General features: G+C 53.2%; 11 protein-coding genes and 2 pseudogenes. 5 read left to right on the forward strand and 8 right to left on the reverse strand.

The features are described 5' to 3' along the window. Nucleotides 1-2: 2 nt before the first annotated feature. Both ACXKZD_RS19590 and ACXKZD_RS19595 read left to right on the forward strand, forming a co-directional pair. Nucleotides 3-2,186: a peptidase domain-containing ABC transporter gene (locus ACXKZD_RS19590; RefSeq protein WP_033786428.1), complete on the forward strand. Its 2,184-nt coding sequence runs from the start codon at nt 3-5 to the stop codon at nt 2,184-2,186. Then, nucleotides 2,179-2,613, forward strand: a complete 435-nt coding sequence (locus ACXKZD_RS19595) for a DcrB-related protein (protein WP_163800186.1) — start codon at nt 2,179-2,181, stop codon at nt 2,611-2,613. The genes ACXKZD_RS19590 and ACXKZD_RS19595 overlap by 8 nt, the downstream gene beginning before the upstream one ends. Before the next feature lie 112 nt (nt 2,614-2,725). Here ACXKZD_RS19595 and ACXKZD_RS19600 read toward each other — a convergent pair whose 3' ends face one another. The 8 genes and pseudogenes from ACXKZD_RS19600 to ACXKZD_RS19635 all read right to left on the reverse strand — a co-directional run bounded on the left by ACXKZD_RS19600 (nt 2,726) and on the right by ACXKZD_RS19635 (nt 9,727). Next, complete coding sequence (locus ACXKZD_RS19600) at nt 2,726-3,223, reverse strand: FidL-like protein (RefSeq protein WP_488982100.1); 498 nt, start codon at nt 3,221-3,223, stop codon at nt 2,726-2,728. Then, on the reverse strand, nt 3,220-4,053 hold the full coding sequence (locus tag ACXKZD_RS19605) for a winged helix-turn-helix domain-containing protein (protein ID WP_163800187.1): 834 nt from the start codon (nt 4,051-4,053) through the stop codon (nt 3,220-3,222). Before ACXKZD_RS19605 ends, ACXKZD_RS19600 begins: the two co-directional genes overlap by 4 nt. A 200-nt stretch (nt 4,054-4,253) precedes the next feature. Continuing rightward, a pseudogene (locus ACXKZD_RS19610) lies at nt 4,254-4,454 on the reverse strand (rhizopine-binding protein); the annotation flags it as partial. 19 nt (nt 4,455-4,473) lie between these two features. Next, nucleotides 4,474-5,621, reverse strand: a protein-coding gene (locus tag ACXKZD_RS19615) for an IS3 family transposase (RefSeq protein ID WP_088234235.1) whose coding sequence is annotated in 2 segments (ribosomal slippage) — nt 4,474-5,384 and nt 5,384-5,621 — 1,149 coding nt in all. Because the reading frame shifts where the segments join, the coding sequence is not laid out codon by codon here. A gap of 62 nt (nt 5,622-5,683) precedes the next feature. After that, nucleotides 5,684-6,406: pseudogene (locus tag ACXKZD_RS19620) on the reverse strand (substrate-binding domain-containing protein); the annotation flags it as partial. Nucleotides 6,407-6,474: 68 nt separating this feature from the next. After that, entirely contained in the window at nt 6,475-7,254 is a 780-nt protein-coding gene (locus ACXKZD_RS19625) for a TIM barrel protein (protein WP_187508441.1), read from the reverse strand. Beyond that, nucleotides 7,254-8,267 carry a Gfo/Idh/MocA family oxidoreductase gene (locus ACXKZD_RS19630; protein ID WP_427053383.1) on the reverse strand — a complete coding sequence of 338 codons (1,014 nt, stop codon included), beginning with the start codon at nt 8,265-8,267 and terminating at the stop codon, nt 7,254-7,256. Before ACXKZD_RS19630 ends, ACXKZD_RS19625 begins: the two co-directional genes overlap by 1 nt. After that, a complete protein-coding gene (locus tag ACXKZD_RS19635) occupies nt 8,264-9,727 on the reverse strand; it encodes a sugar porter family MFS transporter (protein ID WP_157354277.1) in 1,464 nt (487 codons plus the stop codon). The genes ACXKZD_RS19630 and ACXKZD_RS19635 overlap by 4 nt, the downstream gene beginning before the upstream one ends. A 189-nt stretch (nt 9,728-9,916) precedes the next feature. On the opposite strand from ACXKZD_RS19635, the gene ACXKZD_RS19640 reads away from it, so the two are divergent. From ACXKZD_RS19640 to fabF, 3 genes are all read left to right on the forward strand, one after another. Next, nucleotides 9,917-11,875, forward strand: coding sequence for a sigma-54-dependent Fis family transcriptional regulator (locus ACXKZD_RS19640; RefSeq protein ID WP_191917652.1), 1,959 nt, complete (start codon nt 9,917-9,919; stop codon nt 11,873-11,875). Between the two features lie 144 nt (nt 11,876-12,019). Further along, nucleotides 12,020-12,634: a TetR/AcrR family transcriptional regulator gene (locus tag ACXKZD_RS19645; RefSeq protein ID WP_010671991.1), complete on the forward strand. Its 615-nt coding sequence runs from the start codon at nt 12,020-12,022 to the stop codon at nt 12,632-12,634. 237 nt (nt 12,635-12,871) lie between these two features. Then, nucleotides 12,872-14,155, forward strand: coding sequence for a beta-ketoacyl-ACP synthase II (gene fabF / locus ACXKZD_RS19650; RefSeq protein WP_033759862.1), 1,284 nt, complete (start codon nt 12,872-12,874; stop codon nt 14,153-14,155). Nucleotides 14,156-14,180 lie beyond the last annotated feature (25 nt).

Below are 14,180 nucleotides of genomic sequence, written 5' to 3' on the forward strand. Positions count from 1 at the left end.
CTGTGTTGTTATTAGAGAAACTCAATTTTAAATGGTTTAACCGCCTGCCGATGATTCGTCAGTCACAGGCGACGGAATGTGGTCTTGCTTGTCTGGGGATGATTGCCAATTATCACGGTCATGAAATCGACATGATCACCCTGCGTCGCAGGTTCGCAACGTCGCTTAAGGGTGCAACCCTTAGTGATGTCATTGCCATGGCACAACAACTCAATATGAGTTCCCGTGCGTTACGCGTTGATATGGAAGAGCTGTCTAAATTACGCATGCCCTGCATTCTGCACTGGGAATTGAACCATTTCGTTGTGCTAAAAAAAGTGCGCGGCAATAAGATCACGCTTCACGATCCTGCACGCGGCATTCGGGAACTGACATTTAAAGAAGCATCACCGGCGTTCACCGGCGTTGCACTGGAGCTGGTTCCCTCCTCCACTTTTGAGGTCAAAAAAGAAAAAGAAAGCATCTCGATGATGAAGCTGGTGGGCAGTGTGACAGGGGTGAAATCTGCCTTTGCCCAGGTGCTTATCCTGTCCATCGCTCTGGAGCTTTTCGGCGTACTCTCCCCCTTCTTTATGCAATGGGTGATGGATATGGTGCTGGTCTCCGCAGATTACTCACTACTCTCCTTGCTCGGGATCGGCTTTATCATGATTGCGTTGTTTCAGACCATGATTACAGCGCTGCGCTCATGGGTGATGAGCTGGTTCTCAAGCCAGCTCAGCGTGCAGTGGACGGTCAATGTCTGTCACCATATGTTAAAGCTGCCACTTGAATGGTTCGAATCCCGTCACGTTGGTGACATTCTGTCCCGCTATGGCTCGCTGAACACCATCCAAAGTACGCTGACCAGCCGCTTCATTAGTACTGTGCTGGATGGGGTAATGTCGATCGTGACAGTAGTGATGCTGTTTATCTATAACGCTAAGCTTGCCTGGCTGGTAATTGGCCTTTTTGTCGCCTATGCACTGTTACGCTTCATGGCTTATGATCCTGTTCGCCGCGCCAACGAAGAGCAAATCATCAGTTCAGCCCGCACGCAATCTTCATTACTGGAAACGCTTCGCGGTATCCAGGCGGTAAAAACCAATAACAAGCAGGTGCCTCGTCTCTCCGCCTACATGAATTTCCTGGTGGATACGACCAACAAAGGCATTGTGATTCAGAAGCTTAACATTTTGTTTGGTTCCGCCCAGGGCTTGCTCACTTCTGTAGGCAGGGTCGTACTGGTCTGGCTGGCTGCGCTGCAAGTACTGGATGGCAACTTCTCTGCAGGTATGCTTACCGCCTTTATTAGCTTCTCAGATCAGTTTATGAGCCGCGGTGCAGGTCTGATCAACGCCGTAATCGACTTCAGAATGCTGCGTATGCATGGTGAACGACTGGCCGATATCGTGTTGTCAGAAACTGAAGTCAGCTCAGAAGCCAGTCCGGTACTGGTGAGTAAAGATACGCATGATGAGACAGAAACGCCGCAGGATATCAAACTAACGGATATCCGCTTCCGCTATGCACCTACCGAACCCTGGGTAGTAAATGGTGCCAGTCTGGAAATTAAGGCTGGCGAAAGCGTTGCGATTGTCGGCCCTTCAGGTCAGGGAAAGACCACCATGGCCAAAATCATTCTGGGTCTGCTGCACCCGGAAGGTGGAACAATCACCGTGGGCGGAATGGACATTACCCAGACAGGACTTGAACACCATCGTAACCGCATCGGCTGTGTTATGCAGGATGACATCCTGTTCTCAGGCTCGATCAGTGAAAATATTAGCTTCTTTGATAATAATCCTGACCACGCAAAAATTACCCGTGTAGCACGCCTGGCGCAAATTCACGGCGATATCATGAAAATGCCGATGAACTATCAAAGCCTTGTCGGTGATATGGGATCGTTTCTCTCTGGCGGGCAGCTGCAGCGTATTCTGCTAGCTCGCGCCCTCTACCGCGAACCAAAAATACTGGTACTGGACGAAGCAACCAGTCATCTGGATATCTATAACGAAGCGCAGATCAACAATGCAATAAAGCAAATGAAAATTACCCGAATCATGATTGCACATCGCCCGGAAACCATAAGAAGTGCAGATAAAATCGTCCTGTTAAATAACGGTACGCTCAGTGAAGTTACCGCAGAGCAGTTATTTGGCCAGACAGAAAAAACTAAAGAAATGGAGATTACACATGGATAAAAATATTTGCCGGTTTAGCGAAGGTATGATTACTTTACCGGAAGGCTACTGCGAGCGAACCCTGAACACGCTGGCGGATCCCCGTTCAGCGATGCCACCCGTCACTATTTCTCGTGATAAACTGGCCAATCACAATAATCCAGAAGAATATATCAGCAGCCAGCTCGCTATTCTGCAGAGACAAATGAAAGACTGGCAACAGCAAGAAAATCAACCCGTGGTGTTGGGCGATAATCTGAGCACAGGCATCATGATTACTTATGATTTTCTGCGCCCGGATAATATCCGGCTTTATCAAAAACAGGCGATTTTCACCTTAAACCTGGAGGATGTATTAATTTTCTCTTTGTCAAAGGCTGCCCCCCTGACCGATGAAGAAATTCAGCTGTTTAATAATATCCTGAAGAGTTTCCAGAGCTGGCCCTGATACTTTTCCTCAGCAAAGCCTGACGACATAACGTTAAAAGAAAAACCGGGCAGGATAAATCCTTCCCGGTTTCATGCATTATGAACACCGCTAAATTAGCCGTTTACAGAGCTCAGTAACGCTGGCAGGTAAAGAGATAGGAGATCGGCCCACCGATAATATAGGTATTTTTATCAATCTTATCGACATCCAACTGCAGATGCGTTGGATCCAGCGTGATCTCTGCTAACAACTTATTAAAGATGACATCAGGGGTAGTATCAGTATTCGAAGTGACAACTTTGCTGATCTGATACCGGTAAGTATCATCGGAAATTTTAGCGCCATTGATTAATGCAACCCTTCTGTTAAGAATAGTAACACCGTCATTGCTCGTTGCCTGCCCATTCAGCAACAGATAGCCTGAATCCTTTTTTTCAAAACGTAAATCCTGGGCAACAGCGAACTCAATTCGTTTATCATCATTACGACTGAGATCGTAACGGCTAAACGCTGAGCATCGAAAAGGAAAATCTTTGGCCTGATGTGTTAAGTAATAAACCCCTGCAAAAGTCACCATTAATAGCGCAGCCAGCATGAAGATAATATTAATACCAATGCTCCGCTTCATCCCATTCTCCAGTCAAGATAATAAAAATTGTCGCATGAGATGATATGACCATCGCTATTAATTTTACACGATGAAAGAATCGTTCTTCCGAAATTCTTAGTAGTAAAAGAGGTGTTTTTATCAAAAATAATCCGGTGACCCGCATCGCAGGTTTGATTATTTTCCCTTAGAATTTGCACTATTTGCTTACCCAATGCCTGTCGTTCAACCTCATCCAGACCCTGCAATAATACTGCTTCGCAGCCACCTTCAAGTTTTATTGAACTCATTGGAATAATTTGCTCGTCAGGACGCGATACCGTGAAATACCAGAGCACCATGCCCAGCAATATCAGAGCAACAGAAGCAAACCAATATCGCCGGGTGACGTTAACGGACGTAGCTGGCAGCTGATTACCGGGCGGAGTGGCAGGCAGGACAACGTTTTCAGCAGACCCTTCAGTTATACTTCCTTCCGATATGTCATCAGTTAAAACTTCCGTCACCCCCATGACCGGGGCTGATTGACGTTCAATTTTAATATCGGTATTCAGGCGTATACCAATTTTCGGGATGGTGATAATCAGATTTTCACAGCCATAAGCCGCGAGTGCCCTGCGCACAATACTCAGATATTGATTCAGATTACTATTCGATCCACGCAGGCCATATTTATCCCAGACCTCGGTCAGCAACGTTTCACGCGCCAGTATTTCTCCCCCGGAATTCAGTAACTGCTCAAAAAGCCGACCTGAAGAAATACTGAGGCTCAGCGACTCCTGAGTAGGAATGTGGCTAAGCGTGCAGTCATCAGAATTGTAAGAAACCTGATCATCGATTATGTAAATCATTAAGAAATCACTGAATTTCCGCTCATTTATCGACAGTATAATTCAGCTTATATGAAGAAGCACTACAGACGCGTTAATCAGGCGATTAAGGAAATTTTTACAGATTAGCCAGCAGAACGGGCCGGGCAGAGTGCGTCCCTGCCCGGCAGCTGGTTAATTATTTAAGAAACGACAAAGAATCATAAGGTTAGCGGCGATTTTTATGGCTGATTAGCGGCAGCAAACTCCGCATAATTACTTTGAGTAATGGTTTTATAGGGGATCCAGTTCAGTGATTCGACTTTCTGTTTATCCAGTAACGCTTTCACGACTTTCACAGCGCCTGTCGCCTGCCCTTTCGCATCCTGGAAAATAGTCAGCGTCATCTTTCCATTTTTGACGAACTGCTGACCATCAGGCGTGTGAATCGCCACGGATAATCTAGACACTTCCGAGCCGTTGATAATACTGGTTTTCATATTCTGTCGGTGGCATCTGATCGCTAGAACCATGCCGACGCTTACTGTTATAAAACATTTCGATGTAATCAAAAATATCGCTGCGGGCTTCTTCCCGCGTTCCGTAGATCTTTTTCTTTATCCGTTCGCGTTTCAACAACTGGAAAAAGCTTTCTGCAACCGCATTATCATGGCAGTTACCGCGACGGCTCATGCTGCCCTCCAGGCCGTGTGATTTCAGGAACGACTGCCACTCATGGCTTGTGTACTGACTGCCCTGATCCGAATGAACCAACACCTGTTTTTGGGGATTACGCCGCCATACAGCCATCAGCAGTGCGTTCAGGACAATGTCCTTTGTCATCCGGGATTGCATGGACCAGCCGATAATTTTGCGTGAGAACAGATCAACAACCACAGCAAGATACAGCCAGCCTTCGTGGGTCCTGATGTAGGTTATGTCCGTTACCCAACGCTCATCCGGAGCATCCGGATTGAACTGTCGCTGGAGCCTGTTGGGCGACACGATACTGGCCTCGCCTTTACGTGCCCGCGGGCTCCGGTATCCGACCTGAGCCTTTATCCCGACACGTTTCATCAGTCGCCAGACTCTGTTCACTCCGCACTGTTGCCCGCTGTCCCGCAGATCCAAATGGATTTTGCGATAACCATAGACGCATCCCGATTCCAGCCAGAACTGTTTAATCTGTCCTGTCAGTCTTAGGTCTGCCTGATGGCGTTGTGAATGCGGCTGCTGAAGCCAGGCGTAAAAACCACTGGGATGAACATCCAGCACCCGACAGAGCAGGCGAACAGGCCAGCAACAGATGTTGTCACGGATAAAGGCGTACCTCAGTCGGACAGCTTTGCGAAGTACGCCGCGGCTTTTTTTAATATGTCCCGTTCGTCGGTAACCCGCTTCAGCTCTTTCTGGAGACGGCGGATCTCGGCCTGAGCATCTGACTCTTCTTTATTAGTGGAAGAATCTGGACCGTACTTCTTTATCCAGGCGTAAAGGCTGTGGGTGGTGATATCGAGACGTGTTGCAACGCTGGCAACAGAATAACCGCGATCAACAACCTGTTTGACTGCTTCAATTTTAAACTCTTCGGGATAACGCTTACCGCTCATGGACACCTCTCTTTAAGCCATCTTAAATGACTCTGAGGTGTCTGTTAAACCCGTGGCGATTCAGTGCCATCGATCCCTGCAACCAGAATGTGGCTGTTTTTCGCCTGATTCAGCGCCATAATCGCCCCGATAGCCATTTCATCATTATTGGCGGCGATTGCATCGATCGGTCGCTGATTAAGCAGCCAGCCCGAAACTACGTCTACCGCTTCATTACGCTGCCAGCGTGCAGTCTGTTTTTCGATTACCGCCATCTGCTTATATTTAGCGATCACCGCTTCAACGGCACGCGTCCGTTCCCGCGCTTCTTCATTTGATAATGCGCCCATTAAAATGGCGACATTGCCCCGATAGTTCATCTGTTTTGCCAGCGCTTCCATCTGCATCTCACCCCCCAGGGCAGAGTCAGAACCGACATAGGCCATACTGGACGGTAATTTCACTTCCGGTTTACGGTTAACAAACACCAGCGGAATGCCCGCCGCTTCTGCCGCTTTCACCATCGGCAGTACGCCCTGTGTATCGACCGGGTTGAGAATAATGGCATCCACGCCCTGATTGATAAAGTCTTCAACCTGCTGTACCTGAAGAGCTACATCCCCTTTGGCATCGACGAACTGCCCATCCATTTTCAGCGCTTTTATCTCATCCACCATCTGCGTCCGCAGAATCGATACGAAGTTAAGATCGAAATTAGCCAGTGCGACACCAATTTTAGGTGTTTTAGCCCAGGCGGTAACGCTGATCATCAGGCTGAGCAGCAGTGCTAACATTTTGGTTTTCATCGCGTAATCCTGTAGGGTTTATTATTGATAGAACCGCCGGGCAACAGGCAAATACCCGGCGGCAGAGCTCACAACGTAAAGTGATCGCGGAACTGTGCCAGGGCTGTTTCGCTGTCGCCTTCGGCCCAGCCCTCCAGCGCAACGACGCCGCAATAGCCGACCTGCTCCAGCGCACGGGCAATGGCGCGATAGTTAATTTCCCCGGTGCCAGGCTGCATGCGCCCCGGCACATCAGCCACCTGGATTTCACCGACAGCGGGGCCGCAGCGTCGTATCAGCTCTATCAGGTTGCCCTCTCCAATCTGGGCGTGATAGAGGTCCAGATTCATCTTCAGTGCCGGGCTGTTGACCGCTTCGACCAGCGCCAGCGTATCGGCAGCCCGTGCGAATGGCGTACCCGGATGATCAACTGCCAGATTCAGGTTTTCGAGAGTAAATACCCGCCCGGCCTGCTCGCCGAGCGCAGCGACACGCCGCAGGGTGTCGGCCGCTTTAAGCCACATCTCACCGGTAACCACCTCAACCGGACGAACCGCCTGGCCGTGAGCATCCAGCCCGGTGCCATGCAGATTCAGGCTCGGGCAGTTCAGACGATCTGCAATCGCCAGTGAGGTTTCTGCGCTATGCAGCAACTCTGCAATCTCATCATCATCAGTCAGGTTACCGTTGAGGTAGCCGGTCATGGAGGTAAAACGCGCACCTGTCGCCACCAGCGCGTCGATATCTTTGTTGGCCCAGTTCCAGATCTCCACGCCAAATCCCAGCGCATGAATCCGCTCAACACGCGCGATAAAAGGCAGTTCGAGAAACACCATCTCCGCACAGACTGAAAGCTGATAACCGGCCATTAGCGTTCTCCCAACAGAATGGGTTTGCGTTGCTGCACCGATTCAATACAGGCCAGCGCAATTTCCAGCGCGTTACGCGCATCAGTGCCAGTAGCGCGCGGCGTGTCACCGTGCAGAATCGCGCGGGCGAATTCTGCCATTTCAGCAACATAGGCCTCACGCAGCAGATCGGTATCCATTCGAGACGTTGCGATGGCAATACCCTCGGCGTGATAGCGCACACAGTTGTCCTGATTGATGTTGCCCGCCTGCAGCATACCTTTACTGCCAAACACCTCACCGCGAACGTCATAACCGTAAACTGCCTGGAAGTTGGCTTCCGCAGTGGCAATGGCACCGTTATCAAAGCGGATGGTCACCACCGCGGTATCAAGTAATCCCTTATCTTTAAAATCGGGACGAACCAGCGCATCAGCCAGCGCATAGACCTCAACCGGCCGGGAACCCGGATTGAAGTGCAGCAGGGTGTCGAAGTCATGGATTAAGGTTTCAAGGAAGATGGTCCACTGCGGGATCGGGGCCGGATCGCGCAGGCCAGGGTCGCGTGTCACCGAACGGCTTAGCTGGGTGGTGCCATTGGTGCCTGCTCTGACAGCTTCAATAGCTGCGGCGAAGCCTGCATTGAATCGACGATTGAAGCCGACCTGCAACACAACGCCCGCATCCTGTGCGGAGGCAATAGCCCGATCTGCCTCATCCAGCGTTACCGCCATCGGTTTTTCGCAGAACACGTGCTTGCCAGCCCGGGCTGCAGCGATCACCAGTTCGGCGTGAGTGCGAGCCGGCGTAGCAATAGCAACGGCATCGATTTCGCTGTCATTGAGTAACGCCTGGATATCGGTATAGGCTTTCTCCACCCCCAGCCGGTCTGCCAGTTTCTGCGCTGCGCCGGGTTGCAGGTCGGCGACCGCTGTCAGCCGTGCCCCAGGCACCCGCAGCGCCAGATTTTCTGCATGAAAACTGCCCATGCGGCCAGCACCGATCAATCCCACTCGTACTGTTTTAAGGTTCATAACTGCTCCTGTTTTTTGTTGTCAGCCCAGTCAGGCTGAATAGGGTGTCCGGATGTCGCCTGCGCTTTGGCGGCAAAACGACGGGATTTTGAAAGCATCAGCGGCTCGATGTGCTCCAGTGAGATGCCTCGGGTTTCAGGCAGAAAACGTTTTACAAACCAGAAGGCCACCAGGCAGCCAGCGGCGCAGAGCATCAGTGGAAAAGCACCATGGAAGTGATCCATCAGCAAACGGCTACGGTTCATCATCGGGAAAGTCTGAGTAACGATGAAATTGGCGAGATACATCGAAGAAAAGGCGTAGCCCATCGCGACGGCACGAATCCGGTTGGGAAATATTTCAGAGATCAGTAGCCAGGCACCCAGACTCCATGACATACCAAAAATCAGTACGAACGCCACCAGGCCCACAACCGGCAGCAGGCCACCGATCTGCGCTATAAAGGCCCAGGCGGTAATCACCAGGCTGACAGCGCAACCCAGCGCTCCCCAGCGCAGCAGACGCGTCCGTCCCCAGCGATCCACTGCGTTCAGACAAAACGCTACTCCGACCAGCAGCGCCAGTCCGAGGAAAATGCTGTGATAGAGGGAGGTCTGTGTATCCGGTGAGATGTTCTGCAGCAGCGACGGTGCGTAATACAGCAGGATGTTGATGCCCGAAACCTGCTGCAGAATCGCAATCGCGCAGCCGATCAGCAGGATGTAACGCATTCTGGCGTCGCGGAGCAGACGGGTTCCCTGCTGACGGGTAACAGAATCCGCGTCCGGCGCACTGATTTCTGCCAGCAGACGCCGCGCATGTTCAGGCGTCGAAAGCCGGGTCAGCACTGCCAGCGCGTGTTCACGCTTGCCGTTTAACGCCAGCCAGCGTGGTGATTCCGGCATAAAGGGCACCAGTGCCAGAAACAGCAGGCAAGGCACCACACCCGACGCCAGCATCCAGCGCCAGCCTTCACTGACTATCCAGGCATGGGGCATACCGCGTGCAATCAGGTAGTTCACCACATAGACCGTGACCTGACCGCCAACCATCAGCATCTGCTGCAGCCCAAGCATGCGCCCTCGCCAGTCCTTAGGTGAGACCTCTGCGATATAGAGCGGCGTAATTGCCGACGCCATCCCGACCGCCAGGCCACCCACCAGTCGGTAAATCACAAAACCGGTTAGGGAATCTGCCAGCGCAGAACCCACCGCAGACACGGCAAACAACAGCGCGGTGATCACCAGTGTAGGTTTACGCCCGATCCGATCTGAGATCGCGCCGACACAGCCAGCGCCGATGATACAGCCGAGGATGACATTTGAAACAGCCCATCCACTTTGCCACGGCGTTAGCGCAAGGTGTTCCGTTAATGGCTCAATAACGCCGGAAATCACTGAGGCGTCATAACCGAGGATCACCCCGCTCAATGAGGCGATGGAACAGATGAACAGCAACAACTTCAGATTATGTTTACGCATAACACCTTAACTTTCCCATTGTTTTTGACAGGTGAGAATTAGTGTCAGCGTTGCAAAGTGGATGCCAGTTTTAAAGCGGGCTTTTATGTGAACGCGCTCGCAGATGGCACATCAGAATTGAAAATAAAATTTACATGTCAACTTAACATGTCATTAAAATGGACATTCCATCGACCACGAGAGAGTGAAATGCAATCTTTGCATGATTTGCTGCCTAATAAAGAAGAGAGCGATGCCATATTCAGCCTGCCGGAAGGCGGTGATGCGGCACAGTGGGAAGCTCGGTTTGCCCGGGGCTGGCAGGCATTTAGCCAGGGTGAACAGCCGCGCTGGATCCGCCGCAGTATTTTGCAGTCATGGAACCGCTCGCGCGAACATGGCATCGATCCGGTATCTTTTGAGTACAGTGCCTCCGATCCAACGGAGCTGGCCGCCGTTCTGCGTCATAACAGTGAGCTGATTACTGTGGCGCATAGCGTGATGGAGAACCTGCTGGCTTACAATCCCGATGGTCATATCAATCTCACAGATGCGCAAGGCATCGTACTGAGTTTTTGCGGCAGCGACCTGACTCCGGTCGGCAGCATCCTGCGTGAGGAGGTGCTCGGCACCAACTGCACCGCGCGCTGCCTGCGCGAGCAGCGGCTGGTCTATGTACTCAGCGGAGAAAACTGGAAAATCGCGCTGCGTGAACGTAACCGGCAGTGCGCCGCAGCTCCTATCCGTGATGCCAGCGGTCGTATGACCGGCGTACTGACGCTGACCGCCACGCCTGACAATTTCAGTGCCCATACGCTGGGCACCGTGCAGGCTGCCGCAGAGGCAATTGGCCAGCAACTCACCTTACGCCGTCTGCTGGCCGAGCAGCAGTCGATACTGGAGACCCTGAATGAGGGCGTTGTGGTCTGCGACCGCGACGGGCGCATCAAAACCCTGAACCGCTACGCTCGTCAGATCTTTGCCGGTATTGATACCGACAACGCCCTGATCGATCAGGTGCTGCAGCCCCAGTCCGGTTCATTGCTCACACTGCCCTGCTGTAATGACCGCGAGATGGTGTTCCGCCCCGATGGCAGACCCAGTGTTTCATGCCTGGTCTCGCTGATGCCGGCACCGGACGGCGGTCGCATCCTGTCGCTGCGGGAAAATCAGCGCATCCGTGCCATTACCCGTCGTGTGCTCGGCGTCAGCGCCAGCTATACCTTTGAGATGATTCGTGGTCAGGCACCCACGCTGCAGAAGGCTCTTCAGGATGCCCGCGCCAGCAGTCGCAGTGACAGTACCGTTCTGCTGACCGGTGAAAGCGGAACCGGTAAAGAGCTGTTTGCTCAGGCGATCCACAATGCCAGCAGCCGGGCGCATGAGTCCTTTGTCGCGGTTAACTGCGGCGCACTGCCGCGTGACCTGGTGCAGAGTGAGCTATTCGGCTACGTCGATGGCGCGTTCACCGGCTCACGGCGCGGCGGTTCGGCAGGTAAATTTGAGCTGGCCGACGGTGGCACGCTGTTTCTGGATGAGATTGGCGAAATGCCACTGGAGGCACAGACCAGCCTGCTACGCGTGCTGCAGGAGAGTGAGGTGCTGCGCATCGGAGCGGCGCATCCGCTGAAAGTGGATGTCCGCATCGTGGCGGCAACCCATTGCGATCTGCTCAGTGCAGTGGAACAGGGTGCTTTCCGCCGTGACCTGTTCTATCGCCTCAATGTTATCTCCCTGACCATCCCTGCCCTGCGTGAACGCCAGAGCGACATTCCTGATCTGGTGAATACCTTCATTCACGCCCTGTGTCAGCGGCTGAATAAAACGCCTCCGCAGGTGAGCATTGAAGCAATGAACGCCCTGCAGGCATGGCACTGGCCCGGCAACGTGCGCGAGCTGGAAAATCTGGTCGAGCGGATCGTTAATCTTTGCCAGAGCAGCATCATCGACCTTGCCGATTTGCCGCCAGCGATGGTGACGCGCGCAGCCGAAAACAGACCAGCGGCCAGCAGCCTGTTGCAGGATAATGAACGAGCCTGCATCCTGCAGACCCTTCGCGCGCAGGGGGGTAATCTGCGGCAGTCCGCTAAGCTGCTGGGCATTTCTCGCACGGCGCTCTATAACAAGCTCAATCACTGGAATATCTCTATAGATACGCTGCGCCAATAACCGGCTGGTGGCACTCAGCAACACCAGCATACATTCAGCCCGTTCAAAATATGGCTTTTGATCGCAACAGGGCCTAAAATGTGACCACCCTTAACAGTGGTCACTGAATTTTTTCACCCACCTTTGATCTGCCAGGTTCTGACAATGACTCAATCCGTAACGGAAAATGGCACACGCGGCCCGGCCGGGCACAATGTGCGTGACCAGATTGTCGATGCTGCCATGCAGCACTTCGCGCATTATGGTTACGAAAAAACCACCGTCTCCGATCTCGCCCGTGCTATCGGCTTTTCCAAAGCGTATATCTACAAATTTTTTGAATCAAAACAGGCGATTGGCGAAGTGATTTGCTCCACCCGGCTTGCGATGATTATGCAGCACGTCGAAGTCGCTATCGCCGATGCGCCTGGAGCATCGGAACAACTGCGGCGACTGTTCCGCACGCTTTCCGTCACCGGCACTGAACTCTTTTTTCACGAACGTAAACTCTATGATATTGCTGCCGTCGCGTCGCGTGACCGCTGGCCGTCGGCGATGGCGCATGAAGAACGACTGCTCAGCCTGATTCAGCAGATCCTGCGCCGGGGGCGTGAAGCAGGTGAGTTTGAGCGTAAAACCCCGGCTGACGAAGCGGCGGAGGCAATCTATCGGGTGATCAAACCCTACGCCAGTCCGGTACTGCTGCAGTACAGCCTTGATGACGCTGAAGAAGCCTCTGCACAACTGGCAGCGCTGGTGTTACGTAGCCTTGCGCCCTGAACAATGCGCATGATGTGACTATTGACTTATTTAGTCACAAGAGCAACGATAGCACTCTGTCTGGTTATCGCTCAGGATTCTGATGCTGCTAAGCTTATCTCTCTCTGCTCTATTCCATCCCTGCGTTCGTCCATCGCACTATTCTACGCAGGGTCTCACCTTCCGCGCTCAAGGCGTGTATCCATTGTCTGCGGTAGCAATTCAATCACTATCCGGACTCTCTACGGGAGCAAAATTATGAGTCACTTAGCCTCATCACAACGCATTGTCATTACCGGCGCGGGCATCGTCTCGCCACTGGGTTGTGGCGTTGAAACCGTCTGGCGGCGATTAACGGCAGGAGAATCAGGTATACGTACCCTTCCCGATACGCTTACTGCTGGCACCGGTATTTCAGTAGGTGGCAGCGTGCCGGGCATCGATGAAGATCCGCTGGCAGGTTACGACCCCGAGGCGTTCATTGCGCCGAAAGAGCGTAAAAAGATGTCGCGCTTTATAGAATTCGCGCTACTGGCAGCAGAAGAAGCGCTGAATCAGGCGGCCTGGCATCCTGAAGATGAGGCGACGCGTGAACGTACCGCGACGATTATTGCTTCAGGCGTCGGCGGCTTTGGTGCCATTGCCGACGCGGTGCGCACCACCGATGCACGCGGCCCGCGCAGGCTCTCACCCTTTACAGCACCTTCGTTTCTGGCCAACATGGCCGCGGGTCATGTCTCGATCAAACACGGCTTCACCGGCCCGCTGGGTGCGCCCGTTACCGCCTGTGCGGCGGGAGTTCAGGCGATTGGTGACGCCGCAAGGTTAATAAGAAGCGGTGAAGCGGACATTGCTATCTGTGGCGGCACAGAAGCGGCGCTGGATCGCGTCACGCTGGGCTGTTTCGCGGCTGCACGTGCGCTATGTGTGGGCTATGAAGATCAGCCGCACCATGCCTCACGTCCGTTTGATCGTGACAGAAACGGCTTTGTGATGGCCGAAGGTGCAGGCCTGCTGGTGATTGAGTCGCTGGCTCATGCCGAAGCACGCGGTGCGACGCCGCTGGCGGAGATTGTCGGCTATGGCACCAGCGCCGATGCATACCACTTAACCGCGGGTCCGGAGGATGGCAGCGGGGCTGCGCGGGCGATGAGAACCGCCCTGCGTCAGGCGGGCATCAGCCCGGAAGACGTCCAGCATATCAACGCACACGCAACCTCAACTCAGGTTGGCGATCACGGTGAGCTGGCGGCTATTCGCGCAGTGTTTGGCGATGATTCGCAGGTCGCGATCGCCTCAACTAAATCCGCCACCGGCCATCTGCTGGGTGCGGCAGGCGGCGTTGAGGCGATATTCACCCTGATGGCGCTGCGACAGCAGCTTATTCCGCCGACGCTGAACCTCCATCATCCCGATGAAGCCGCAGGCAATCTGGACCTGGTGGCGCTCAATGCACGTCCCACGGCGCTGACTTATGCCATGTCGAACGGTTTTGGTTTTGGCGGCGTCAATGCCAGTCTCCTGTTGCGTAAGTGGCAATGACTGCAGAGTGACGATTAAGCCCGCG

It is taken from the genome of Pantoea sp. ABR1s (assembly GCF_057812235.1).